Annotated in this window: 27 protein-coding genes and 1 tRNA gene; 19 read left to right on the top strand and 9 right to left on the bottom strand. The window is 63.0% G+C overall.

The window, feature by feature from the left end; genetic code table 11:
• Window positions 1-7: 7 nt before the first annotated feature.
• Window positions 8-415: a hypothetical protein gene (locus EOA13_RS06690; protein ID WP_127290775.1), complete on the top strand. Its 408-nt coding sequence runs from the start codon at window positions 8-10 to the stop codon at window positions 413-415.
• Here the strand turns inward: EOA13_RS06690 and EOA13_RS06685 are convergent.
• From EOA13_RS06685 to EOA13_RS06665, 5 genes are all read right to left on the bottom strand, one after another.
• Window positions 410-871, bottom strand: coding sequence for a GNAT family N-acetyltransferase (locus tag EOA13_RS06685; protein ID WP_127290702.1), 462 nt, complete (start codon window positions 869-871; stop codon window positions 410-412). The two genes, EOA13_RS06690 and EOA13_RS06685, sit on opposite strands and share 6 nt — an antisense overlap.
• A 116-nt stretch (window positions 872-987) precedes the next feature.
• On the bottom strand, window positions 988-1,977 hold the full coding sequence (locus EOA13_RS06680; protein WP_023812582.1) for a BMP family ABC transporter substrate-binding protein: 990 nt from the start codon (window positions 1,975-1,977) through the stop codon (window positions 988-990).
• A gap of 208 nt (window positions 1,978-2,185) precedes the next feature.
• On the bottom strand, window positions 2,186-2,851 hold the full coding sequence (msrA, locus tag EOA13_RS06675; protein ID WP_127290700.1) for a peptide-methionine (S)-S-oxide reductase MsrA: 666 nt from the start codon (window positions 2,849-2,851) through the stop codon (window positions 2,186-2,188).
• A 101-nt stretch (window positions 2,852-2,952) separates the two neighbouring features.
• Window positions 2,953-3,276, bottom strand: coding sequence for a hypothetical protein (locus EOA13_RS06670; protein ID WP_127290698.1), 324 nt, complete (start codon window positions 3,274-3,276; stop codon window positions 2,953-2,955).
• A gap of 308 nt (window positions 3,277-3,584) precedes the next feature.
• Window positions 3,585-4,289, bottom strand: coding sequence for a hypothetical protein (locus EOA13_RS06665; RefSeq protein ID WP_245490315.1), 705 nt, complete (start codon window positions 4,287-4,289; stop codon window positions 3,585-3,587).
• 359 nt (window positions 4,290-4,648) lie between these two features.
• On the opposite strand from EOA13_RS06665, the gene EOA13_RS06660 reads away from it, so the two are divergent.
• Together EOA13_RS06660 and EOA13_RS06655 are read left to right on the top strand one after the other, a co-directional pair.
• Window positions 4,649-4,738, top strand: a tRNA-Ser gene (locus tag EOA13_RS06660).
• Window positions 4,739-4,850: 112 nt separating this feature from the next.
• Window positions 4,851-5,135 (top strand): alcohol dehydrogenase catalytic domain-containing protein, encoded by a 285-nt coding sequence (locus EOA13_RS06655; protein ID WP_245490314.1) that lies wholly within the window; start codon window positions 4,851-4,853, stop codon window positions 5,133-5,135.
• Window positions 5,136-5,347: 212 nt separating this feature from the next.
• On the opposite strand, the gene EOA13_RS06650 is transcribed toward EOA13_RS06655, so the two are convergent.
• Window positions 5,348-6,238, bottom strand: coding sequence for a LysR family transcriptional regulator (locus EOA13_RS06650; protein WP_127290692.1), 891 nt, complete (start codon window positions 6,236-6,238; stop codon window positions 5,348-5,350).
• Window positions 6,239-6,386: 148 nt separating this feature from the next.
• Here EOA13_RS06650 and EOA13_RS06645 point away from each other — a divergent pair, with 148 nt between their 5' ends.
• The 3 genes from EOA13_RS06645 (at window position 6,387) to EOA13_RS06635 (ending at window position 8,679) form a co-directional block, all read left to right on the top strand.
• The gene (locus EOA13_RS06645; RefSeq protein ID WP_127290690.1) at window positions 6,387-6,770 is read left to right on the top strand and encodes a DUF1330 domain-containing protein; all 384 of its coding nucleotides are present in this window, start codon (window positions 6,387-6,389) and stop codon (window positions 6,768-6,770) included.
• Window positions 6,771-6,875: 105 nt separating this feature from the next.
• Window positions 6,876-7,718, top strand: coding sequence for an SDR family oxidoreductase (locus EOA13_RS06640; protein ID WP_127290688.1), 843 nt, complete (start codon window positions 6,876-6,878; stop codon window positions 7,716-7,718).
• Window positions 7,719-7,912: 194 nt separating this feature from the next.
• Window positions 7,913-8,679 (top strand): IS5 family transposase gene (locus EOA13_RS06635; RefSeq protein WP_127290686.1). Its coding sequence is split into 2 segments (ribosomal slippage): window positions 7,913-8,531 and window positions 8,531-8,679, totalling 768 coding nucleotides; the frame shifts between segments, so codons are not numbered across the junction.
• Here the strand turns inward: EOA13_RS06635 and EOA13_RS06630 are convergent.
• On the bottom strand, window positions 8,676-9,893 hold the full coding sequence (locus tag EOA13_RS06630) for an FAD-dependent oxidoreductase (RefSeq protein WP_127290684.1): 1,218 nt from the start codon (window positions 9,891-9,893) through the stop codon (window positions 8,676-8,678). The two genes, EOA13_RS06635 and EOA13_RS06630, sit on opposite strands and share 4 nt — an antisense overlap.
• A gap of 14 nt (window positions 9,894-9,907) precedes the next feature.
• Window positions 9,908-10,672 (bottom strand): HpcH/HpaI aldolase/citrate lyase family protein, encoded by a 765-nt coding sequence (locus tag EOA13_RS06625; RefSeq protein ID WP_023810162.1) that lies wholly within the window; start codon window positions 10,670-10,672, stop codon window positions 9,908-9,910.
• 110 nt (window positions 10,673-10,782) lie between these two features.
• On the opposite strand from EOA13_RS06625, the gene EOA13_RS06620 reads away from it, so the two are divergent.
• The 5 genes from EOA13_RS06620 to EOA13_RS06600 are packed head-to-tail and all read left to right on the top strand — an operon-like array spanning window position 10,783 to window position 14,508.
• Window positions 10,783-11,673, top strand: a complete 891-nt coding sequence (locus tag EOA13_RS06620; RefSeq protein WP_023810161.1) for a 2-hydroxy-3-oxopropionate reductase — start codon at window positions 10,783-10,785, stop codon at window positions 11,671-11,673.
• A 5-nt stretch (window positions 11,674-11,678) separates the two neighbouring features.
• Window positions 11,679-12,491: a shikimate dehydrogenase gene (locus EOA13_RS06615; RefSeq protein WP_127290682.1), complete on the top strand. Its 813-nt coding sequence runs from the start codon at window positions 11,679-11,681 to the stop codon at window positions 12,489-12,491.
• Window positions 12,484-13,290, top strand: coding sequence for an SDR family oxidoreductase (locus EOA13_RS06610; RefSeq protein ID WP_127290680.1), 807 nt, complete (start codon window positions 12,484-12,486; stop codon window positions 13,288-13,290). Before EOA13_RS06615 ends, EOA13_RS06610 begins: the two co-directional genes overlap by 8 nt.
• Window positions 13,291-13,321: 31 nt before the next feature.
• Window positions 13,322-13,669: a RidA family protein gene (locus tag EOA13_RS06605; RefSeq protein ID WP_023810158.1), complete on the top strand. Its 348-nt coding sequence runs from the start codon at window positions 13,322-13,324 to the stop codon at window positions 13,667-13,669.
• A 50-nt stretch (window positions 13,670-13,719) separates the two neighbouring features.
• Window positions 13,720-14,508, top strand: coding sequence for a FadR/GntR family transcriptional regulator (locus EOA13_RS06600; RefSeq protein WP_164779999.1), 789 nt, complete (start codon window positions 13,720-13,722; stop codon window positions 14,506-14,508).
• A gap of 42 nt (window positions 14,509-14,550) precedes the next feature.
• Here EOA13_RS06600 and EOA13_RS06595 read toward each other — a convergent pair whose 3' ends face one another.
• On the bottom strand, window positions 14,551-14,814 hold the full coding sequence (locus EOA13_RS06595) for a hypothetical protein (protein ID WP_127290676.1): 264 nt from the start codon (window positions 14,812-14,814) through the stop codon (window positions 14,551-14,553).
• Between EOA13_RS06595 and EOA13_RS06590 the strand changes: the two genes are divergently transcribed.
• The 8 genes from EOA13_RS06590 (at window position 14,798) to EOA13_RS06555 (ending at window position 22,994) form a co-directional block, all read left to right on the top strand.
• Window positions 14,798-15,508, top strand: coding sequence for an SDR family oxidoreductase (locus tag EOA13_RS06590; RefSeq protein WP_127290674.1), 711 nt, complete (start codon window positions 14,798-14,800; stop codon window positions 15,506-15,508). The genes EOA13_RS06595 and EOA13_RS06590 overlap by 17 nt on opposite strands.
• Window positions 15,509-15,519: 11 nt before the next feature.
• A complete protein-coding gene (locus tag EOA13_RS06585; RefSeq protein ID WP_127271850.1) occupies window positions 15,520-16,269 on the top strand; it encodes an SDR family oxidoreductase in 750 nt (249 codons plus the stop codon).
• A gap of 52 nt (window positions 16,270-16,321) precedes the next feature.
• The gene (locus tag EOA13_RS06580; RefSeq protein ID WP_245490313.1) at window positions 16,322-17,305 is read left to right on the top strand and encodes a LysR substrate-binding domain-containing protein; all 984 of its coding nucleotides are present in this window, start codon (window positions 16,322-16,324) and stop codon (window positions 17,303-17,305) included.
• An 86-nt stretch (window positions 17,306-17,391) separates the two neighbouring features.
• Window positions 17,392-18,426, top strand: a complete 1,035-nt coding sequence (locus EOA13_RS06575) for an amino acid ABC transporter substrate-binding protein (protein WP_127290672.1) — start codon at window positions 17,392-17,394, stop codon at window positions 18,424-18,426.
• Between the two features lie 82 nt (window positions 18,427-18,508).
• Window positions 18,509-19,672 carry an ABC transporter permease subunit gene (locus EOA13_RS06570; RefSeq protein ID WP_127290670.1) on the top strand — a complete coding sequence of 388 codons (1,164 nt, stop codon included), beginning with the start codon at window positions 18,509-18,511 and terminating at the stop codon, window positions 19,670-19,672.
• Window positions 19,673-19,675: 3 nt separating this feature from the next.
• Complete coding sequence (locus EOA13_RS06565) at window positions 19,676-20,755, top strand: amino acid ABC transporter permease (protein ID WP_127290668.1); 1,080 nt, start codon at window positions 19,676-19,678, stop codon at window positions 20,753-20,755.
• 11 nt (window positions 20,756-20,766) lie between these two features.
• A complete protein-coding gene (locus EOA13_RS06560; RefSeq protein ID WP_127290666.1) occupies window positions 20,767-21,531 on the top strand; it encodes an amino acid ABC transporter ATP-binding protein in 765 nt (254 codons plus the stop codon).
• Window positions 21,532-21,563: 32 nt separating this feature from the next.
• A complete protein-coding gene (locus EOA13_RS06555; RefSeq protein WP_245490312.1) occupies window positions 21,564-22,994 on the top strand; it encodes an FAD-binding oxidoreductase in 1,431 nt (476 codons plus the stop codon).
• Window positions 22,995-23,007 lie beyond the last annotated feature (13 nt).

Genomic DNA, 23,007 nt, shown 5'->3' with positions numbered 1-23,007 from the left:
GCACGCCGTGGTCAGTGAAAGCGATCGCATTGCGCGGGCCGGCGAATATGTGCTCGGTCTTATGAACGACAAAGACCGCGAACGGGCCGAACGTGACCTGGAGGTCGATCCCGCCTTCCGCGACGCGGTCGTGCGACTTGCCGAGCAGATGTATTTCTTCGACCGTTACGGAAAACGCGGCCTGCTGCCTGGCAGGCATTGGGAACTGGTTACCCAACGCCTAGCCGAGTTACCTCAGATGCGCAGCGTCGAGCTCGGCGGCAATGAGGTCAAACCGCGCACGGTGATCCGAAGCCTGTCGCAGCGGCCGCATGGCATCGGCGTGCACGCGCTGGGCGGCCGGCGTGGATTTGTGGTTGCCGCCGGACTGATGGTGGCGTTCGCGCTGGGCTGTCTCGTCGCGAAGCTGCTATAGGCGAGGCCGGCGTGACATCAGCGCCATCGTCTCGCCGTCCGAACCGCTTATCTCAACGGTATTCCAGCCAAGGGTCGCGTAGAAATCACGCGCATCCCATGTGTAGAGATAGAGCGTCTCGACGCCCCGTGACGCGGCATGGGCTTCCGTTGCCTTGACCAGCGCGGTGGCGATGCCTCGGCGTCGATACCTTGCATCGACAACCAACCCGGCCAGCCATGGCGTCAGATCATGCATGGGCTCCAGCTCGTGGCGGACCAGCAGGCATGTCCCGACCGGGGTGTCGCCGATCCGGGCCACGAATGCCGCCTCGAAGCCGTCACCGGCGATCAAGTCGCGAAGCCCTGCCGCATCTTCACCGAGGGTCCTTCCGGTTCCCGCGAAAAAGGTAGCCAGGCGCAGTTGCGCGACAGCTGCTATGTCGTGCTCGCCCATGGGTCCGATCGTCGGCTGCATCTGTATCCCCAAACGGTGTCCGGCACGGAGCGAAGGTTTCGCTCGAACCCGTATAAGGCAAAACCGCCGGGCTGGCGCCCGGCGGTTTGCAGATCATGGCTGTGTGTTCGTGCCGCTCAATAGGGGCAAGCGTTGTCAGCCGTATAGTCGTGTACTTCGACCTTGCCGGCAATGATGTCGGCCTTGGCTTTTTCGACGGCCGCCTTCATCTCGTCCGTCACCAGCGCCTTGTTGTTGTCGTCCATGGCGTAGTCGACGCCGCCTTCCTTGAGGCCCAGATTCTCGACTCCGCCCTTGAAGGTGCCGTTCTTGCCGTCCATGAAGGCGGTGTAGACGGCGACGTCGACGCGCTTCAGCATCGAGGTGAGCACCTTGCCGGGCTGCAGGCCGTTCTGGTTGGAATCGACGCCGATGCCGAGCTTGCCGGCATCTGCCGCCGCCTGCAGCACGCCGACGCCGGTGCCGCCTGCCGCGGCATAGACCACGTCGGAGCCCTGGTCGATCTGCGTCTTGGCGATCTCGCCGCCCTTGGCCGGATCGTTCCAGGCAGCCGGCGTATCACCCGTCATGTTCTGGATGACGTCGGTCGCACCAGCCGACTTGGCGCCGCCGACATAGCCGCATTCGAACTTGCGGATCAGCGGGATATCCATGCCGCCGACGAAGGAGACCTTCTTCGACTTCGAAGCCATGGCCGCCAGGACGCCGACGAGGTAGGAGCCCTCCTGTTCCTTGAACTTCAGCGACCGCACGTTCGGCAGATCGACCTGGTCGTCGATGATGGCGAAGTTCAGGTCGGGATATTCGGCGGCGACCTTGGCCAGCGCGTCCGTCCAGGCAAAGCCGGCCATGACGATCGGGTTGCGGCCGTCCTCGGCGAAGCGGCGCAGCGCCTGCTCACGCTGCGAGGCATTGGAGACCTCGAATTCGACGTAAGCCGTGCCGGTTTCCGTCTTGAATTTTTCGGCGCCGTTGTAGGCAGCCTCGTTGAAGGATTTGTCGAACTTGCCGCCGAGATCATAGAGGATGGCCGGCTGGACATCCGCGGCGAAAGCCGGAAGAACCATTGCGGTTGCGGCCAGGAGGCCGAGAACGATACGTTTCATGTGATCCACACCCTGTCGGTTATTTTTTCCGTTACGCGCCGCATGCCGGCCCGGTTCTCCGGCAGGCATACGACGTCAGCCAGGAGTGTACTCCCTCCCGCTCGGCGGCAATCTGGCATGGCCCGAAACAAAATTCACGCGGAATTTTGACCTTTTGGAAAAGCTTGGTGCGGGCAAGCCGCACCGCAGCTTGTCCTTGCGCCAAGTGTCAGGCGGAGGCGGCGGCAGGGATGGCGCAAGCGACGCCAGTGCCTTTGAGGTTGCACGTGCCGTAAGGATTCTTCGCCAGATATTGCTGGTGATCGGATTCTGCGAAGTAGAATTCGGCCGCCGGCGCGATCTCGGTGGTGATCCTGCCGTGGCCGGCACCGCGCAGCGAGGTCTCATACGCATCGCGCGAGGCGCTCGCCGCCGACAATTGCGCCTCGTCGCTCGTGTAGATCGCGGACCGATAGGCGGTGCCGACATCATTGCCTTGGCGCATGCCTTGCGTGGGGTCGTGGCTTTCCCAGAACAGCTTCAGAAGCCCGGCATAGGAGACGATCTCGGGGTCATGGACCACCAGCACCACTTCGGCATGGCCGGTAAGCCCGGTGCAGGTCTCCTGATGGGTCGGATTGGGGGTGAAGCCGCCGGCATAGCCAGCCGCGGTGACCCAGACGCCTTCGATCTGCCAGAACAGCCGCTCCGCACCCCAGAAGCAGCCCAGTCCGAACATCGCCGTCTGCAGCCTCTCGGGATAAGGACCCTTGAGCGGTCTTTTCAAGACCTTGTGTCTGGATGCGGTCGGGATCGCCTTGGCGCGGCCCGGCAGGGCCTCGGAGGGCTTCGGCATATTGAGCTTCTTGTTCAGCATGTCGCTGAGAAAGAACATGCGCGGCTCCTCTTCGGGTGAAACGCAAGAAGCCGCATGACGGCGGCTTTGTTTGAGCATCGGATTTCCCAAAACCGGCAACCGCTTTTGGGTCCGATGCTCTAGGTGGCGGCGAACTGCCCAGCACGCGGTGGCCGCCTGTAGCCTATCGCATAGAGCAGGAAAGCCAGCACCGCGAACACGGCGAAGCCCGGCTGATTCAGCACCCAGGCGATGGCGCCGTCCCACAGCAGCGGGCTGGCCTTGGTTCGGATGAAGGTTTCGAAGGCGGCCCGCGTGTCGGGGGAGACCGCCAGCCAACTGGTGTTGAGCGGGGTCAGCACCAGAACGGAGGCCGCCACGGTGCGTGTCGCGTCGAGCACCGCCATGATGACGGAAATCGACAGCGCGATCATTGCGGCAAGACGAAAGACGAAGCGAAACATCAGAACCCTCCTCCGGGCTGGTCCCCCTCCCGAGGGGCCTTTCAGAGATAGAATGCGCATGGCTGGATCGCAATCGCCATACGCGAATTTGCAGACTCACACTCAGGTCAACAGAAGGCCGCACGACAGTCGGTCGGGTGGCTTTTCATTGACATGTGAGGGCAGCTATGCTAACAATTTCGGTATGGTGCTGACTTGCGCCGACGACCCGCCGCACAGGCGGGTTTTTGCGTTTGGTGCCTTGCAAACCGACGTGCCGGCGAAGTCTTTAAAGACCGGGTGAACCCGGATTCCTTGCTCTGCGCGAATTATACGGCCGGCTTCCTTTTGCGCCGATGGACACGCCAGACGGCGAAAATGCCGCCGCCAATGGCGCCGATCACGAGGCCGGCCAGGCCGGTGAACACGGCAAAATAGCCGCAGGCGCCCTCGAAACAGCTCATCTCGGTGGCATCAGCGATCACCGAGCCGATGGCGAATCCGCCCACGGCGCCGATGACCGCGCCCAGGACGATGCCGAGCAGCGCGGCGACGACCGAGACGAAGGCCGATGGGCTTTCGGTTTCCGGATTGACATAAACGGCATCGGCTTCGGATCCATGGCGCAGCAGATAGATGCAGAGACCGCCGATGGCGATCTGAGCGGCCGTGATGGCAAGCGCCTGACCCGAAAAGACGAAATCCGAAATCGTCAGTGCACAGGCCTGCCAGGCCACCAGCCAGACGATTGTGGCGATCTGCCAGATGGTGAACCGCCGCGGGAAGCGGGCCGAGCGGCCGAAGGCGAGGCCGAGCAGGTAAAGCCCCCACAGGATGGTGACGATGTCGACGGCGAGCCCGCCATAGATAAGGTAAAACACGCTGTCTGGCAGGCCGGTGGCGCCGACCGCGGGCCAGACGGAGATCAGGCCGTAGACCGACCACGCCATGACGAAGACAAGCCAGCCCACCGGCACGAAGGACAGCCCGCTGTCCGGCCGCCTGACTGGCGTCTGTCCATTGCTCGATGTCATGTCCGCACAATGCCCCCGCAAAGCCTCGGCACCCGACAGGCAACTCCGGGGGAAGTCAAGGGCGGCCGGCCCCGCGGTCCTGCCTGTGCACACCATTGCAGCGGCGGCGCCTGTAAAAACGGGCATGCCGGCCGCCTTGTGAAACACTGTGTGGCCGGCAAAGCGAATAGACTGCCGTTATGGCTTGGCATTCGGCGCCGGATCGACTAGATGAGCCCCGCGCCTGTTGCTTCGGCTCAGGTGCGGGGAAGGGCGTTCGCTGGTTGGCGGCCCCGGCGCGGATTTCCACGCCTCAGCCCCAAGGGAGGTGCTTCTCCCCAACCCGCACGGCGAAACCGGCCGACGCGACATGCATGGACGGAGAGGTGGCCGAGTGGTTGAAGGCGCACGCCTGGAAAGTGTGTTTACGGGAGACCGTAACGCGGGTTCGAATCCCGCTCTCTCCGCCAATTTGCACCCCAGCCGGAGTTGCCTGGAGCCGGCGCCCAGGGCACACGGACCAAGGCAATCCTCGTCGAGCGCCACGGAGGACCCGAGGTTCTGCAGCTTGCGGAGATCGGCTTGGCGCCGCCATCGCGTGGCGAGGTCCAGATCCGTCACGCATTCATTGGGGTCAACTTCATCGACGTCTATTGCAGGACCGGCTATTTCGACCTCCTGCAGCCGCCGGGCGTTCCGGGCATTGAAGCCGCCGGTCTCATCGTAGCGGTCGGCCCGGAGGTTTCAGGCTTTTCAGTCGGCGACCGCATTGCCTATGCATGCCCGCCGGTCGGCGCCTACTGGCGCAGGCTGCCGACGCTCATCGCGATCTCGAGGCCAGGAGGACAACCAGGGCGCTTGTGCTGAAGGTGTGATAGTGTTGCCCCGGTGCTGTCATATTCTGAACAGGGCCGAATACCGGAGAATGGCAGCAAAACGGTCGATCATCTCGCCCTAGGCCGTGAACTCATAAATTGGGGAGACCGGGATCGGTGGGAACGGACGCCGACTTCCTGTACCGAGCTGCTTGGATAGGCGCCATGGTCGCCAAGGTCTGACGATCCTTATTTCAACCGTACTCAGTCGCGGTAGCGCAGCGTTTCCAGCACGAGTGCGAAAGCCGGCGAGGGTTGGCGCCGGCTTGGATAGTACAGGTGATATCCCGGCCGGAGTGGGCACCAGTCCTCAAGAACACGCACCAGGCGACCCTCTTCAAGGGGGGAGGTCACCAGGTCCTCGGGCAGGTAGGCGAGCCCGAATCCCTCAAGGCTGGCCTGACGGATCATCGCGAGGGTGTTGAACGCTGCGTGTCCTTGAACGCGCACCTTCAGCTCCCGCCCCTCCTGGCGAAACTCCCACGGTGCGAGCCCGCCTGTGGGCAGTCGCAGGGCTATGCACGCGTGATCGGCAAGGTCTTCAGGCGCGACCGGACGGGAGCGGCTTACGAAGTATGAAGGCGCTGCCACAACCGCCATGCGGAAGTCTGGTCCGATGCGCGCCGAGATCATGTCCTTGTCCACCTGTTCGCCAAGCCGCACACCCGCGTCGAAGCGATCGGCCGCAATGTCTGCCAAGCCGTAGTCATGGATGATCTCGACCCTGATGTCGGGATAGTCGCGCATGAGCCCGACCATGGCAGGCCAGATGATAGTCTCGCCGGCATGCTCCACGGTGGTGATCCGGACTGTGCCGGCCGGCTTCTCGCGCAGGGCGCTGAGGGCGGCAATTTCGCTTGCGATCTCATCGAAGTTGGGAGCGATGCTTCGGAACAGACGATCCCCCGCTTCGGTGAGCGAGACGCTGCGGGTCGTGCGGGTCAGCAGCCTAACGCCGAGGCGCTCTTCCAGCGTCCGGATCGAATAGCTCAGAGCCGACTGCGACACCCCGAGCTTGGCGGCCGCCTTGGTGAAGCTGCGCTCGCGGGCGACGGCGATGAAGGTCAGGAAGTCATCCAGACTGTCGCGACGCATTCATCAACCCCACTTCTAAGCCCATGCAGATTATACCATCTAATTGCATGCCGCTAAAGGAGCTAACTTCCTGACCTCAAGGCCAGACGGTCCGGAGCAACTCTCCGCGCAATGCCTACCGTCCAACTGGCCACCGAAGGAGAACAAAATGAAGAAGGTAATCGTGGGCGCGCTCGCCGCCCTCACCATGATCGTGAGCCCTGCCGCCTTTGCTCAGGAAGCGACGGGCGCCGTCCCCCGCGCCTACATGATCGGCAGCTATGACATCAAGGATAAGGCGGTGTTTCAGCAGTACATCGAAGCCGCCTCGCCGCTCGTCACCAAGTATGGCGGCCGGGTGATCGTCTACAACCCCAATGTCACTGCCATCGAAGGAAGCTCGAGATCGGTGATCGCCATCGCCGAGTTCCCGAGCCTTGCTGACGCCCAGCGCTACTACAACTCGCCGGAATACACGGCGGCCCGGCAGTTTTTCACCAAATCGACCGAAGGATTTCGCATCATCACCGAAGGCGCCGGCCTTCCGCAGTGACGCAGTCCGCTGGCGGATGGATACCGGCATGGGCGGCGTCAGCCCCTGCTGGCCATCGCGTCCGAATTCGAGGCCGAGCTGCGGCCTAGAGAACAGGAGCCCAATATGAGTGTTTGGTTCATCACCGGCGCAGGCCGGGGCCTCGGTCTGGATATCGCCAAGGCCGCATTGGCGGCGGGCCACAAGGTGGTGGCAACCGGCCGCAACACGGAAAAGGTCGCAAGGGCCGTCGGAAAGTCCGAGAACGTCCTTATCGTCAAGCTGGACGTGACGAGCGCGGCCGACGCCGAAGCCGCTGCCCAGGCAACGCTTGACCGGTTTGGCCACATCGACGTGCTGGTCAACAATGCGGCGAGTTTCTTTGCCGCGTATTTCGAAGAGCTGACCGCCGAACAGATGCGACTGCAGCTCAGCACCAGCCTCGTCGGTCCCATGAACGTGACGCGGGCCTTTCTGCCAGCGATGCGCAAGCAGCGGTCCGGCAGGGTCATTTCGATCTCTTCGACGGCCGGGCTAATGGGCTTCGAGTTCTGCACGGCCTATTCAGCCTCGAAGTTCGGCCTCGACGGCTGGATGGAGGCGCTGCAGACCGAAGTCGTGCCGTTCGGCATCGAGACGATGATCGTGAACCCGGGCTTTTTCCGCACCGAGCTTCTCACGGAAGAGTCGACCAACTATGCCGCGCCTTCCGTCGAGGACTACAACGAACGGCGGACGGCGCAGATCGCTTTCTGGCGTTCTCAAAACGGCAAGCAAGGGGGTGACCCCGCAAAGCTTGCGCACGCACTGATCACGCTCGCGGCTGGGGACGTGCTGCCCCATCGTTTCCTTGCCGGTGCCGATGCCATTGCGACGGCAGAGCAGAAGATTGCCATTCTGCAGCAGCAGATCGATGCCTATCGCGAGCTCTCGAGTTCCCTCGCCATCGACGAGAATGGCCATAACTAAGCGACCCCTGCGGAACATCCGTACTTGCGGTGCTGGTGGCTGAACACCACTGGCACTGCAATTCCGAGGTGAAGACTTCGTGGCTGCGGCAGCCCCAAAACGGCCACCTGTGGATTGATCAAATACGTCCGCTAAGAGGTCGATTGTCGACTGGCGGCTTTCCTATTGCAGCGGAATCTGATTCCAGACTCTGCATGAGCCGATATGACCTGACCGACTCCGAATGGCACGTGATCGAGCCACTTTTGCCCAAAAGGCCACGAGGGGTGCCGCGTGTCGATGATCGGCGCGTGCTAAACGGCATCTTCTGGGTGCTGCGATCCGGTGCGCCTTGGCGGGATCTACCAGAGCGGTATGGTCCACGCACCACCTGTTACAATCGCTTCGTCCGATTGCGGAAAGCAGGCGTGTGGGACCGCCTCATGGAAGCTATCACCAAAGTCCATGACGGCAAGGTGCAGATGATCGACACCTCTATTGTTCGCGTCCACCAGCAGGGCGCGACGGCAAAAAAGGGGGATCGAGATCATTGTCTCGGTCGTTCCCGAGGCGGGCCGACAACCAAAATCCATGCTCTTGTCGACGCCAAAGGCATGCCGATCAAATTGATGCTCACGGCAGGTCAGATGAGTGATATTGCCTCGGCAGCGGACCTGATCACGGATTTGCCGGAGGGTGCCATGCTACTCGCCGACAAGGGCTATGATGCCAACGCCTTGCGTAATGCGGTCAGCAAGCGAAAAGCATGGGCCAACATCCCGCCCAAGGCCAACCGCAAGGACCCAATCTGCTTCAGCCCCTTCTTGTATAAGGCCGCAACTTGGTTGAGCGCTTCTTCAACAAAGCCAAGCAGTTCCGCCGCATCGCAACCCGCTACGACAAGTTGGCTGAGAACTATCTTACCGCGCTCAAACTCGTCGCAATCCGCATCTGGCTACGCGGTAATGAGTCTACGTCCTAGATCACCGCTTCCTCGAGGAACGGCTCGTTGCGCTCTATGCGCTCGTAACAGAACGGCGACAGATCGAGCGTCTGGAAAGCCCCGTGAACGATGAGTTCTGAAACTCCCCGGCCCACGGCTGGCGACTGTTGCAGCCCGTGCCCCGAGAAGCCGTTGGCAAACATGAAATTGGTCACCTGCGGGTGGAAGCCGACGATGCCATTGTGGTCGAGCATGTTGTACTCGTAGTGGCCGGTCCAACTGGTCTGGACCTTGAGGGCATCGAAGGCCGGGACGCGATGCCAGAGCGCCGGCCAGATATATTCGTCGAACTCTTCATAGTGCATTTCGAAGTCGTCGTAGCCGGCCGGCCCGTCGCCCTGCGGGGTGTTGCCGGTGAGAAAAAGCTCGCCTTCCGGGCGCACGAATGTACCGGAAAGGTCGATGACGTTAGGCATCCGGCCAGGGATCGGATTGGCGCTGGCGAAGACGAAGCTGTAGCGCTTGTACGGCGCGACCGGGATCGACAGGCCGGCCATGGCTGCGACCTGTTGCGCGCGCGGACCCGCGGCGTTGACCAATGTTCCGCAGGCGATCGTCTGGCCGGTCGCGAGGCGCACCGAGACGACCCGCCCGTTGGCGATGCCAAGCTCCGTCACGGCATTGTCGATATACTCGACACCGCTGGCGCGGGCGGCTCGGCGGAAACCGTTCATCAGCCCCATGGAATCGAACCAGCCCTCTTCCCGGGCCCCCCAGGAACCGCCGCCGAGATCATCCACGTTGAGCCAGGGAAAGCGATCCTTCAGCGGGCCCGGCTCGAGGAAGACAGTGTGAGCCCCGAGACTTCGCTGCAGGTCGACGCGCTCGCGGGCCGCTTCGACGTCGTCCGGGGAGCAGCAGTAGAGATAGCCGTGCTCACGAAAGCCGAGATCGGGCGCCGGCTCGTCCTTGTAGAAGGGTGCCATGCGCTCCTGGAAGGTGCGGATGACCTCGATGCCGAACTGGCTGATCTTCACATTGATCGGATTGGAATATTGCTGCCGGATCGCGCTGGTGGACAGCGCTGTCGATGAAAACTCGTAACTGCTATCGCGCTCGACCACGAGGATCGAGGCACCGCTGCCCAGCGCCTGGCTCAGCCAGTAGGCCGTGGACGAGCCGACAACCGCTCCGCCGACGATGACGATGTCGTAGGCGTTGCGCGATGGCGCTTTGTAAGGCGGGATCGCCATGGCTCGACTCCAAGCTACTGGTTGAACAATGCGATCAGGGCATCCGAGCCCCGCGCAAGAAGGCCAAGGTCCGAACCGACGGCAACCATGGTGAAGCCTTCGGCAAGGTAGCGGTCGGCATCGGCCTTTGCCGGCGCCAGGATGCCGCTTGCCTTGCCTGCCGCAGTTGCGGCCTGACGCACGGACGAGATTGCCTCCTGGACATGTGCCGCGCCGGGATTGCCCATCGCGCCCATATTGGTGGAAAGATCGCCGGGACCGACGAAGAGAACGTCGACGCCGTCGACCGCCGCGATCTCGGCGGCATTCGCCACGCCCAATTCATCCTCAATCTGCACGGCGAGAAGCTGCTGCTCACGCGCCTTGGCGTGGTAGCCGGCGATGCGGCCGAAGGCGTTGGCGCGGTGACCGACCGAGAAGCCGCGAAATCCGCCGGGCGCATAGGTCATGGCCGCGACGATGGCGCGGGCCTGATCGGCGGTCCGTACATTGGGGATCATCAGGCTGCGTGCGCCGATATCCAGCGCCTGCTTGATCAGATTGGGATCGTCGGAGGGCAGCCTGACGACAGCCTCGCTGTCGAAGCCGCCCATCACCTGAAGCTGCGCCATGATGCTGCGCAGATGGTTGGGGCTGTGTTCGCCGTCGATGAGCACCCAATCGGCTCCGGAGCCGGCGACGATCTCCGTGGTGAGCGCCGAAGCCAGCGAGCACCAGATGCCGATGTGAGCCTGGCCAGCCGCTGTGGCAGCTTTCAGCGTGTTGAGGCGTTCTTGCATCTTGCGATCATCTCCAATCATCTGGATTGAAATTTGTATGATGTCCTATATCATATGGCTTCAAAACGCTGCAAGATGCGATGTACGGACTTTTGAATGGGAGCTGGAGAATGAGGATCGGGTTCATCGGGCTTGGCGTCATGGGAGCACCGATGGCGCGCCACCTGGCCGATGCCGGGCATGAGATCGTCACCGTTCTCAATCGCTCCCCTCTACCGCAGGGCCTGACCGCATCGGTCGTCGCGTCCGCCGCCGAAGTGGCACGGCGGTCCGAGATCATCATCACCATGCTGCCCGACACGCCTGACGTCGAACGCGTCCTATTGGGCGAGGACGGCGTCCTGGAAGGACTGTCAGCCGGCAAGCTGGTCGTCGACATGAGCTCGATCAGCCCCATCGCCACGGCGGCGTTCGCGGCGAAACTGCGAGAGAAGGGAGCCGGCTACCTCGACGCCCCGGTCTCGGGCGGCGAGGTCGGCGCCAAGGCGGCAAGCCTCACCATCATGGTCGGCGGCCCGGCCGCCGAGTTCGAGCGGGCGCTGCCGATCTTTGAGACACTTGGCAAGAACGTCACTTCGATCGGCGAGCAGAATGGCGCCGGGCAGACCTGCAAGATCGCCAACCAGATCATCGTCGCGCTCAACATCGAGGCCGTGGCCGAAGCGCTTGTCTTCGCCAGCAAGGCCGGGTGCGACCCGACGAAGGTGCGCGGCGCCCTGATGGGTGGCTTCGCCGCTTCCCGCGTCCTGGAAGTGCATGGCCAGCGCATGATCGACCGGACCTTCGCCCCAGGCTTCCGCATCAAGCTCCACCAGAAGGATCTCAACCTGGCGCTTGACAGTGCCCGCGTCCTTGGCGTGGCGCTGCCGAACACCGCCATGGCGCAGCAACTGATGAATGCCTGTTCAGGCCATCCAGGCGGCGCCGAGGCCGATCACTCGTCTCTCGTCCGGGCGCTGGAGATCCTCAGCGGCCACGAACTGTCAAAAGAAAAGGAGTAAAACCGATGCGCGGAACCGGCAAGGCCGAGATCTTCGTGATGCTGGCCCATCCCGTGGCCCATGCCAAGAGCCCCGGCATATTCAACGAGATCTTCGAGCAGAAGGGCCTCGACAGCCTCATGGTGCCCTTGAGCTGCCGCCCGGAGGATTTCGAGACCTTCTGGGCCGGCATCACGGCAGCCGAGAATATCAGGGGCGTGATCATTTCGGTGCCGTACAAGGTTGCGGTCTACCACAAATGCTCCGCCGCGCATGACCGCGCCGCGCGGGTGGAAAGCGCCAACTCGGTGCGACGGCTGCCGGATGGCAGCTGGTATGCCGACAATTTCGACGGCGTCGGCTTCATCGATGCGCTCAAGGCAAACGGACATCAGATCGCCGGCCGCCGCATTCTTCAAGTCGGTGCCGGTGGCGCCGGTGCCTCGCTCGCCTATTGTCTCGCGGAAGCCGGCGCCGACGAAATCCGCCTTACCGACATCGATACGGCGCGTGCCGGGAAACTGGCGGCGCTGGTTGGCCGCGCGTTCCCGAAATGCCGCATCCAGGTCGGAGAGGCCGAGCCTTCCGGCATGCATATGGCGATCAACGCCACACCTGTCGGCATGCATGCCGGCGATCCGCTGCCGCTTGACGTCAGCCGGCTGACCCCGGATATGACGGTCGTGGACATCATCATGGAGCCTGCGGAAACCGCTCTGCTGCGGGCGGCCAAGGGGGTCGGCTGCCGCGTTCAACCGGGACGCCCGATGATGGATTTCCAGGTCCGGGCGATGTCCGAATTCTTCGACATCGAAGGCAAGGACCGCGGCCATGGCTGAGACACCGACTGCCGTCGTCGTCGGCGGCACGTCCGGCATCGGACGCGCTATCGCGCAGCGCTTCGCCGAAGACGGTTATCATGTGGTCGTCTCCGGCCGGGATGCGACGAGAGGCAATGAGGCGGCCGGCTCCTGCCAGGCGGCAGGCGCGCCGCGTGCGCTGTTTGTCCAGACAGATGTCGCAGATAGCGGCTCAGTCGAGGCTCTGGCACGGATTGTCAGCGACGGGTTCGGCACGCCTCACGTCGTCGTCAACTGCGCCGGCATCTTGCAGAGCGGCAAGTACGTCCTTGATCAGGATCTGGACGAGGACGAGAAGATGTGGCGGGTGAATTATCGCGGCACGCTGTTGGGGTGCCAGGTGTTTGGCCGGCTGATGTCGGCCGCCCGGCGAGGCGCGATCCTGAATGTCGGCTCGCTCGCCTCTTTCGCGCCGCTGTCGCTGCCGGCCTACACGCCGGGAAAGCATGCGGTCCTAGCCCTGACCCAGATCCTCGCCGCCGAACTCGGCCCGCATGGCGTTCGCGTCAATGCGGTCGCGCCCGGCTATACACTTTCCGATGGTTTGAAGACCAAGATCGCCAAGGGTGAACGCAACCCCGAAGCCATACAGGCCTCCACGGCACTGCGACGCTTCGTCGAGCCGCGCGATGTCGCCGAGGCGGCATTGTTCCTCTGCTCGGAGCGCGCTGCTTCGATTACCGGCGTCACCTTGCCGGTCGACGCCGGCTGGCTGGTTCAGGCGCCTTACGCACAATATCTGCAGGGAAATCCCATCCGGCAAACGCCGGCTATCTGACAAGGATAATCCAGTGAGCAATATCCGGCCAGTGAGCGACATCCAGCGCTTCGACTTCGATACCCGCATCCACCACGGCGTCATCCATAACGGCACGCTCTACCTCACCGGCCAGGTCGCGAGGCCCGGCCAGTCCGCGGCCGACCAGATGCGCGAGGTGCTCGGCAAGATCGATGCGCTGCTTGGCAAGGCGGGCACGGACAAGACCCGCATCCTTCATGTGCAGATGTGGCTGGACGACATCAGGGATTTCGACGAAGTCAACGCGGTGTGGGACGCTTGGATGCCCGGGGAGCACGCACCGGCGCGCTCATCGGGCGAAGGACGGATGGCCAAGCCCGGAATGCTGGTCGAACTGATCGTCACCGCGGCGGTTTGAATGGTCCTGCCGGTTCGGGCATCATCCCGAATCTGGCGAGAGGGAGACTGATGACGAAGCGCAAGCCGCTTTCCACCGTCGTGGCGGAGAGCCTGTCCGAGAAGATCCGTTCCGGACAGCTGCTGCCCGGCGCGCAATTGCCGACAGAGGCGGAGCTTTGCGCCGAGCACGATGTCAGCCGCACCGTGGTGCGGGAAGCTGTGGCGCGACTACGTTCCGAAGGCCTGGTGGTGCCGCAGCAGGGGCGCGGCATGTTCGTCAGCGAGACGCCGGCGCCGCGCAACTTCTCGATACCGGACGAAGCGCTCAGGACCTTGCCGGAAACCATTGCGCTGCTCGAGCTGAGGTTGAGCGTCGAGGTGGAGTCGGCGGGATTGTGCGCGGAACGGCGCACCGATGCGGAAGCCAGCGCGATCCGCACCTTGATGGAACAGGTCGACGCCCAGCAGGCCGATCCCGCCGTCGTCCAGATCCACTACGACTATGATTTCCACCTGGCGATCGCCAAGGCGGCACGAAATGAATTCATCCACGGTTTCCTAAGCTATCTCGGGCCGATGATCGTGCCGCGCTTCCAGCTCGGCTATCTGGTCACGCCCGAACTCAAGGACAGCTATTACGCGCGCATACACAGCGAACATAAGACGATCGTCGACGCCATCGAAAGGCAGGATGGCCGCGCCGCCCGCCAGGCCATGCGCAAGCACCTGCACAACAGCCTCGGGCGAGTGCGCGCCCTGGCCCGAGCCTCTGGCGTGGAGGCAATCGAAGCCGAGCAGAAGGCGGCGGCGGCCTCACTTTTCACCGACATGAAAAGGCCTGTCTCGACAGGCGGATGAGGCCTCGCGAATTCGATCGCATCGGCGCGCCTGGGCCGAAAATTAGACATCCATTGCGAAAGCCGTGTTTTTTGTTCCGTCACCGGCTGCGCGGGTTTCCCAAGGGTTGAAGGCGCCAGTTTGCCAGCGTTTTCCTGGGTTTTCGGCTGCTGCGGTTATACGAGCACCCCAAGGAGGTTTGGAGGCGTTAGAAATTTTCGAAAGTTTATCTTTCCTTTTTGCTGGTTTTCTTGGTTTCGCGGCATCGGCCCGGGCCGCAAACTGAAAACAGACAATCAGGAAAGCCCACGTGACGACAGCCTTCATCACCGGTGCGACGAGCGGCATAGGGCGGGCCATAGCGATCGCGCTGAGCGACGCCGGCTACGACGTCTATGCGGTCGGACGCAGCCAGGCCGCGCTCAAGGAGCTGCAGGCACAGCGGTCCGGCATCGTGCCGATTGCCGTCGACGTCACCGACCGCGAGGCCCTGGAAGCAGCCCTGGCGGATCTCACCATCGACGTGCTGATCAACAATGCCGGGGTCATGCCGCCGCTCGGCAACTTCGCCGATATGAAGATCGCTGACATCGACACCACGCTCGAGGTGAACCTCAGCGCGGCAATCCTGCTCACGCGCCTCGTCGTCCCGCAAATGCGCGAGCGGCAGTCCGGGCATGTATTGTTCACCGGCTCCACAGCGGGCCACGCGGCATACTCCAACATTGCCGTCTATTCAGCGACCAAGGCGGCGATATCAGGCTTTGCAGCAGCGCTGCGCGCCGACCTCTCCCCATCAGGCGTACGCGTCACCGAGATCGTTGCCGGCCGTGTCGAGACGCAGCTCTACCAGGACATCCTCGACGCCAACGCGCGCGCAGCCATGTACGCCAGCAAAGTGGTGCAACCGGATGACGTGGCCAGGATGGTCGTCGCTGTGCTTGGGCTTCCCGCATGGGCCGACGTTACCCGTTTCGACATCATGCCGACTTGGCCAACCTCGCCAAGCGGTACCAAGTAAGGAAAACTGGGATGAAAGATCTTTCCGTTCTGATCGTTGGCGGTGGTGCCGGCCTCGGTGCCCTCTTAGCCGAGATGGCTGTCGAGGCCGGAGCAGCAAAGATCGGCATCATCGACATCAACCAGGAAGCCGCCGAGTCCGCGCTGGCGACCGCGAAGGCCAGCGGACTGCCTACCGCGACCGCCCTTTGCGACATCCAGGTAGGCCCACAGTGCCACGCCGCATTCGAGGCGATCGTTTCGAAACTCGGGCGCGTCGACACGCTGATCAATTGCGCCGCGATCTACCCTCGCCGCCCGCTCCTCGAAATCACCGACGCCGACTGGGATGCCTCCAACGGCATCAACATCAAGGGCACCTACCACATGATGGTGGCGGCGGTTCGCCACATGCAATCGCAGGAGCCGAAGAGCCACGTCCGCGGGCGGATCGTGAACCTGACCTCGGTCGACGCCTTCAAGGCGCATCCGCAGAACGCTCACTATGCGGCGACCAAGGCCGCCGTCGTCAGCCTTACCCGATCCTTTGCCCATCACGTGGCGAAGGACGGCATTCTGGTGAATTCGGTGGCGCCGGCCGGCATGGCGACGGAGAAGGCAAAAGCGCTCGGCTTCCTGGAGGAACTGGCCAAGGCGAGCCCGCTCGGCCGCGGTGCCGAGCCAAAGGAAATTGCCGAATGGGTGCTGATGACGGGCAGCCCCAAGAACACTTACATGACCGGTGAAAACGTAATTGTTTCAGGTGGTTACATATACGCCTAAGCCTCTTTCGCCGCGGCGACTGAACTCTGGCAGTGCATGACCGAGGCAGTGCATGACCGACCGGGCCACAGGAACGGAATTTTCGATGACCGGCAAGCTGCGCCTTCCCTCGCTGAATGCTCTGCGCGTGTTCCACGCGGTCGCGCAGCACAAGAGCTTTCGGCAGGCGGCGGATGAATTGCTGGTCACGCCGCAGGCCGTCGGACAGCAGATCAAGCTTCTGGAGGATACGCTCCAGGTAACGCTGTTCGAGCGCAAGGGCCGGTCGATCGAACTGACCGAGTCGGCCATTCTTCTGTCGCACTATGTCAAAGCCGGCTTCAACGAGTTTGCCGAAGGCGTTCGCCGCGTCACCAAGTCGAACTATCGGGACCGCATCAACCTGAATGCGAGCCCATACTTCGCCACGCACTATCTCCTGCCGCGGCTTTCGTTGTTCCGGGAAATCTTGCCGGGCGCGGATCTGCGCCTGACGACGATGGTCGACCTGCCCGATTTCGGGCGCGACGATATCGATATGACGGTCCAGTGGGGCTACGGCAACTGGTCCGACTATGAAACCACGTTGCTGGTGCCGGACCCGAAGATCATCTGCTGCACGCCGGCGATCGGCGAAAGGATCAAGTCGGCGCATGATCTGACACAGTTCACGTTGCTCGACACCGTCAAGTCGAAACGTCTGTGGCCGGACATATTGCGCCACCTTGGCGTGGAGCTGACGGATGGCGACCGCAGCATCAGCTTCGACGACGCCGCGACCATGCGCCGGGCGACCTTGCAAGGCATAGGTGTGGGCTTGGTTTCCGTCATCGACGCCGAGGAAGATTTCCGGGCGGGCACGCTGGTCGCGCCGATCGGCCGCGACGCCATTGCCGATATGAAGCCAGAGGAAGTCCCGGGTTTCTATCTTGTCGTCCCGCGCGGACATCTGCGCGTGAAGGCGGTCGCCGCACTTCACCGATGGCTGGCTCAGCAGGACTGGCGCGGCGACCTCACGATTTCCTCGTTACCGAAACCGGCCCCGCTTTCCGACTAGAAGCGGCTTCGAGACCGAGGCCTGAAAGACGCTTTTCGGGCCTCCAACAACAAGAAACCAAACAACCTCAACAGTGGAGACGGAACATGAAAATGACGAAATGGGGGGCTTCGGCCCTGGCCCTTGGCCTCGTGCATTTTGCGGCGCCGGCGGAAGCCGCCGGCGGCAAGACGCTCGAAACAGTCAAGGCACGCGGCATGCTGAACTGCACCGGCCATGACGGCTCCTATCTCGGCTTCGCCGAGGTGGACGACAAGGGCAACTGGAAAGGCATGGACATCGACCTCTGCAAGGCGGTAGCCGCGGCCGTGTTCGGCGACCCGGCGAAGCTGAAGGTCGTTCCGATCAGCTGGGCCCAGCGCTGGCCGGCCTTGCAGTCCGGCGATGTCGACATCATCATCAAGGCCTCGGGCGGCACGCTCAGCCGCGACACCGAACTTGGGCTGCAGTTCTCCATGTCCTACTATCTCGGGACCACCAAGGTGATGGCGCACAAGGAGCTGAACCTCAAGTCGCTCAAGGATGCCGCAGGCGGCACGATCTGCATTCCCGCCGGCACCTCGCAGGAACAGCAGGTCGCTGCCTATACGGCCAAGCTCGGCATCAAGCTCGAACCGGTGCTCATCGAGAAGACCGAGGAGCTCGAGCAGGCCTATTTCTCGGGACGCTGCGATCTTTATGCGCAGTGGGGTCCGACACTGGCCATTGCGCGCATCGCCAAGAGCAAGGTCGACGACCACGTCATCCTGCCCGACGTGCTCGCCGTCGAGCCTGAAGTCATGATCATGCGGCAAGGCGACGACAACTGGGTCGACATCGCCAACTGGACGCTGAGCACGCTGATCTTTGCCGAGCAGGAAGGTATTACCTCGAAGAACGTCGACGAGATAAAGGCCAAGCCGACCTCACCGCAGGTCGCCAAATTCCTCGGCGTCACGCCAGGCATGGGCAAAGGTCTCGGGCTCTCCGACGACTGGGCCTACAAGGTGATCAAGAACGTCGGCAACTACGGCGAAATCTTCGATCGCGATCTCGGCAAGGACTCGCCCTACAAGATGGATCGCGAACTGACCAATTTGTGGAACAATGGCGGTGTCCTGTTCCCGCTGGTTGTCGATTGATCCGTTCTGAACGCATCCCGCTCTAGGTCCCGCCCGGCTCACACCGGGCGGGACCGCGCGGCAATTCGGGAAGGATTTCTGAATGGTCAGCCTGCTGAGAAATCAAAAAGTCCGCAACGCACTGTTGCAGGTCCTGTATGTCGGCTCGATCGCCGCGATGGTGCTTGCCGGCATTGCGATCGCCAGACAGAACCTGGCGGCGCAGGGGATCACCTCCGGATTCGACTTCCTGTTCAAGTCGACGGGCTGGGACCTGAACTTCTCGCTGCTGCCCGCCACGGCGAACGATCCTTATTGGTGGTACTTCCTCATCGGGATCATCAATACGCTGTTTCTGGGAACCGTCGGCCTGACGCTGGCGACGATCGTGGGAACGATCGTCGGCCTGGCGCGGACATCCTCGAACGAATTGGCCCGGCTGCTCGGCCGCACCTATGTGGACATCTTCCGAAACATCCCGCTGATCCTCCAGGTTTTTTTCTGGTATGCCGTCATCACCCATCTGCCGACGCCGCGCGCCGCGCATGAGGGATGGGGCTTTCTCCTCACCAGCCGGGGGCTTTACATTCCGTTCCCCAATGTCAGCAGCGCCGCGCTCGCTGCGGCGACATTGGCTGTGATTGCCGCCATCGCGCTGCCGATCTGGCTGGGCAGGACATCGCGCCTCAGCCTGCCGGTCGGCCAACGTGGCGGCATCCAGCTTGCCGGCGCGGCGGCGGCACTTGCCTGCGCGGCCGTCGTTCTGGTGGCCGGCCGCCTGGCCGACTTGCCGCTGCTCGATTTCCCGGCGCTGCAAGGTCTCAATCTGAGAGGCGGCCTGCGCATTCCGCCGGAGTTTGCGACACTGGCCATCGCGATCGCCATCTATGGCGGCTCCTACATCGCCGAGATCGTGCGCGGCGGGTTCAAGGCTGTCGGCAAGGGCCAGGTCGAGGCGGCTCTTTCCCTGGGCCTCGGCCCGTGGCGGGTCTTCATGCTGGTGCGGCTGCCGCTGGCACTACGCGCCATGCTGCCAATCCTCGCCAACCAGTATGTCTGGCTGATGAAGGCGACCACAATGGGCATCGCGGTGGGCTTCACGGATTTCTTCATGATCGTGGCGCTGACGATCAACCATTCCGGCCAGACAATCGAAGCGATCGGCATCCTGATGGCTGGCTTCCTCGCCATCAACCTCAGCCTCGCCGCCATCTTCAACCGCATCAACAAAGCAATCGCCCTCAAGGGCAACCAGTTGAGGGGGTGAGGGATGGAAATGGTCGTTATCGCCCCTCCTGCCATTGGAAAGATCGAGGATCTGAGGCGGCGCTTCTTTGCGACACCCCTGCAGTCATTGCTGTCGCTGGCTTCCCTGGCGATCATGGTCTTCCTGGCGTGGAAGCTCCTGAATTGGGCGGTTTTCTCGGCCGTCTTCACGACGAGCGGCGGACCCGAAGCCTGTCAGGCGGCGGCGGGAGCCTGCTGGTCGGTCATTGCCGCGCGATGGCGCATCATCCTGTTCGGCCTCTATCCCTATGACGAGCAGTGGCGGTCGGCCCTGGCTTGCCTGACCGTCGTGGTCATGACGGTGCTAAGTTGCATTCCGGCCTTCTGGACGGGTCGCCGCATCGCACTCGTATGGGGAGCCGGAACGGCGCTTTTCTACGTGATGATGAAGGGCGGCGTGCTTGGTCTGCCCTATGTCGGCGAGGAGGCCTGGGGCGGACTGGCGCTTACCCTGTTCATCTTCGTGACCACCTGCCTGATCGGCTTCCCGCTGGCGATCTGCCTGGCGCTGCTGCGCCGCTCCGGCCTGCCATGGATTTCCCGCACCACCGGCCTCATCATCGACGGGGTGCGCTCATTGCCTCTGATCTCGATCCTGTTCACCTTCGCCATCGTGCTGCCGTTCGCACTGCCGCAATGGCTGGTGGGCGACAAGCTGTACCGGGTGATCCTGGGCTCGGCCCTGTTTTTTTCCGCCTACCAGGCGGAGATCGTCAGAGGTGGGATGCAGGGCGTTCCCAGTGGGCAAGAAGAGGCAGCCATGGCGCTTGGCATGCGCTATTGGCAGCGCGTCGGCCGCATTCTTCTACCGCAGGCCATGCGCAATGCGCTGCCGGCGACGATCAACCAGTTCGTGATCTCGTTCAAGGAAACCTCGCTGGTGATCATCGTCGGCTTCTTCGAGATCCTGGCCTCCGGCAATGCCGCCTACGGTACCGGCGAGTGGCGCTTCGCCTATGTCGAGGTCTATGCCTTCATCGCCTTCATCTACTTCATCTTCGTGTTCAGCCTGTCCCGCTATGGCGCTTTTCTCGAGCGCCGTATGTCGGTCGGCGAACGATAGGGGGCGTTTACGTGATTTCAGGAAGCTCGCCCCGATCCAGCGGCCCCGCGGTGCTGATCGAAAATCTCGACAAATATTACGGGACATTCCAGGCGCTGCGAAAGGTGAGCTTGTCCGTGGATCGCGGCGAGAGGATCGTCGTCTGCGGCCCGTCCGGCTCCGGCAAGTCCACCATGATCCGCTGCATCAACCGTCTGGAGCAGCACAATGGCGGCCGGATCACCGTGCTCGGCACCGAGCTCAACGACGATGTCGGCAACATCGACGGGATCAGGCGGGAAGTCGGCATGGTGTTCCAGCACTTCAACCTGTTTCCACACATGACGGTGCTGGAGAACTGCATGCTCGCGCCCATGATCGTGCGCAAGGTGCCGCGCGCGGATGCCGAGGCGACCGCCCGGCGCTATCTGGAGAAGGTACGCATTCCCGAACAGGCGATGAAGTATCCCGCTCAGTTGTCCGGCGGCCAGCAACAGCGGGTCGCGATAGCGCGTGCCCTTTGCATGCAGCCCGAGATCATGCTGTTCGATGAGCCGACCTCTGCGCTCGACCCGGAAATGATCGCGGAAGTGCTCGACGTCATAGTCACGCTCGCCTCCGAAGGCATGACAATGATCTGCGTCACGCATGAGATGGGTTTTGCGCGCCGGGTTGCCGACCGGGTGATTTTCATGGATGGAGGCGAGATCGTCGAACAGGCGCCTCCCGATGAATTCTTCACCTCCTCCCGCAACGAGCGCACGCGGCAGTTCCTGTCGCAAGTGCTTGGTCACTGATCGATGCAACGATCCCGTGTCAGGCCGCAGCCATGTCCGTGACTGATCCCGTCACCGCCTTGCGCGAGATACTCGGACCGAAAGGCTGGCTTTCGGGCAGCGATGCCAGGCCCTATCAGCGCGATTGGCTCGATCGCTACGGCGTCGCGGCTCTGGGCGTGGCCAGGCCTGCGGACACCTCCGAAGTGGCCAGTGTCGTAAAGGCATGCCACGCGGCCGGACTGGCGGTCGTGCCGCAAGGCGGCAACACCGGGCTTTGCGGCGGCGCCGTCGCCGATCGGCCGGATGCGGTGATCGTTTCGCTTTCGCGCATGACGGCGATCGGCAAACCGGACTTGGACAGCGGCTCGATCCTCATCGAGGCGGGGGCCGTGCTTGCCGCGTTGCACGAGGCGCTGGAACCGCACGGCCTGATGTTTCCGATGCATCTCGGCGCGGAAGGCAGCGCTAGGATCGGCGGCCTGGTCGGCACCAATGCCGGCGGCAGCCAGGCATTCCGGTATGGCATGATGCAAGACCTCGTGCTTGGCCTGGAGGTCGTGACCCCTGACGGGGCGATATGGAACGGGCTGCGCGCGGTGCAGAAGGACAATGCAGGCTACCAGTTGCGCAAGCTCTATTGCGGCGCGGAAGGAACGCTTGGCATCGTGACGCGCGCGATCCTGCGGCTCTACCCGATGCCGCGGCGGCAGGCGAGCGCGCTTGTCGTCATGCCCGGTTTCGCTGCCGCGGTTTCGTTTGGCACCTTTCTGCGGGGCGAGGCGGGGGAATTCCTGACCGGCCTCGAGTTCTTCTCCGACATCGGGCTGGGACTGGCCCTCAAACACCTGCCCGACCTCGCCTACCAGTTGGAGGCACGCGGCGAGGTCTATGTGCTGGTCGAACTGGCATCGGCCGCCCCCCGCGTTCCACTCGACGAGGTACTGGCTTCGGCGCTGGAGTGGGGGATGGAGCAAGGCCTGGTGCTGGACGGAGCATTGGCGGCGACGGGCGCGCATCGCGCACAATTCTGGCGGCTGCGAGAGGAGCAGCCGGAAGGACAGAGGCTGGAAGGCGAGCAGCTGAAGCACGACATCTCGGTGCCTCCGGGCGCTATCGCCCGTTTCGTCGAGGCCGGCGCAGAGATCTGCGACGACATTCTTCCCGGCGTGCGGATAAACCCATTCGGGCATCTCGGCGACGGCAACATCCACTACAATCTGTCGCCGCCGGAAGGCCGCGCCGGCTTTGACGGCAAGGCCGAGCGGTTCGCCGAGGCGCTATCGTCGCTCGCCACGGAAATGGGCGGCAGTTTCGCGGCCGAGCATGGACTTGGCCGCGCCAAGGTCGCCACGGCCGACCGAAACCGCAGTCCGTTGGAGCGCGAACTCATGGCGCGGCTCAAGGATGCATTCGATCCACGGGGAACGATGAATCCGGGTGTGCTGGTGCACGCTGCTCGGCAAAGAAAAACTTTCGAATAGACGGCATTTCTTG

Origin of the sequence: Mesorhizobium sp. M7A.F.Ca.US.011.01.1.1 (assembly GCF_003998295.1) — a bacterium.
Lineage (GTDB): Bacteria > Pseudomonadota > Alphaproteobacteria > Rhizobiales > Rhizobiaceae > Mesorhizobium.
Note: the sequence above shows the minus strand (reverse complement) of the source record. Positions and strands in the feature narration are given on the sequence as shown.

Coding starts and splice junctions, on each gene's coding strand:
- EOA13_RS06680 (WP_023812582.1), bottom strand. CDS start 1,977: ATGAAACGTATCGTTCTCGGCCTCCTGGCCGCAACCGCAATGGTTCTT.
- EOA13_RS06600 (WP_164779999.1), top strand. CDS start 13,720: ATGACGAAGCGCAAGCCGCTTTCCACCGTCGTGGCGGAGAGCCTGTCC.
- EOA13_RS06565 (WP_127290668.1), top strand. CDS start 19,676: ATGGAAATGGTCGTTATCGCCCCTCCTGCCATTGGAAAGATCGAGGAT.
- msrA (WP_127290700.1), bottom strand. CDS start 2,851: ATGTTCTTTCTCAGCGACATGCTGAACAAGAAGCTCAATATGCCGAAG.
- EOA13_RS06585 (WP_127271850.1), top strand. CDS start 15,520: ATGAAAGATCTTTCCGTTCTGATCGTTGGCGGTGGTGCCGGCCTCGGT.
- EOA13_RS06665 (WP_245490315.1), bottom strand. CDS start 4,289: ATGACATCGAGCAATGGACAGACGCCAGTCAGGCGGCCGGACAGCGGG.
- EOA13_RS06610 (WP_127290680.1), top strand. CDS start 12,484: ATGGCTGAGACACCGACTGCCGTCGTCGTCGGCGGCACGTCCGGCATC.
- EOA13_RS06685 (WP_127290702.1), bottom strand. CDS start 871: ATGCAGCCGACGATCGGACCCATGGGCGAGCACGACATAGCAGCTGTC.
- EOA13_RS06615 (WP_127290682.1), top strand. CDS start 11,679: ATGCGCGGAACCGGCAAGGCCGAGATCTTCGTGATGCTGGCCCATCCC.
- EOA13_RS06650 (WP_127290692.1), bottom strand. CDS start 6,238: ATGCGTCGCGACAGTCTGGATGACTTCCTGACCTTCATCGCCGTCGCC.
- EOA13_RS06580 (WP_245490313.1), top strand. CDS start 16,322: ATGACCGACCGGGCCACAGGAACGGAATTTTCGATGACCGGCAAGCTG.
- EOA13_RS06645 (WP_127290690.1), top strand. CDS start 6,387: ATGAAGAAGGTAATCGTGGGCGCGCTCGCCGCCCTCACCATGATCGTG.
- EOA13_RS06595 (WP_127290676.1), bottom strand. CDS start 14,814: ATGAAGGCTGTCGTCACGTGGGCTTTCCTGATTGTCTGTTTTCAGTTT.
- EOA13_RS06555 (WP_245490312.1), top strand. CDS start 21,564: ATGTCCGTGACTGATCCCGTCACCGCCTTGCGCGAGATACTCGGACCG.
- EOA13_RS06570 (WP_127290670.1), top strand. CDS start 18,509: ATGGTCAGCCTGCTGAGAAATCAAAAAGTCCGCAACGCACTGTTGCAG.
- EOA13_RS06630 (WP_127290684.1), bottom strand. CDS start 9,893: ATGGCGATCCCGCCTTACAAAGCGCCATCGCGCAACGCCTACGACATC.
- EOA13_RS06640 (WP_127290688.1), top strand. CDS start 6,876: ATGAGTGTTTGGTTCATCACCGGCGCAGGCCGGGGCCTCGGTCTGGAT.
- EOA13_RS06625 (WP_023810162.1), bottom strand. CDS start 10,672: ATGCAAGAACGCCTCAACACGCTGAAAGCTGCCACAGCGGCTGGCCAG.
- EOA13_RS06575 (WP_127290672.1), top strand. CDS start 17,392: ATGAAAATGACGAAATGGGGGGCTTCGGCCCTGGCCCTTGGCCTCGTG.
- EOA13_RS06670 (WP_127290698.1), bottom strand. CDS start 3,276: ATGTTTCGCTTCGTCTTTCGTCTTGCCGCAATGATCGCGCTGTCGATT.
- EOA13_RS06620 (WP_023810161.1), top strand. CDS start 10,783: ATGAGGATCGGGTTCATCGGGCTTGGCGTCATGGGAGCACCGATGGCG.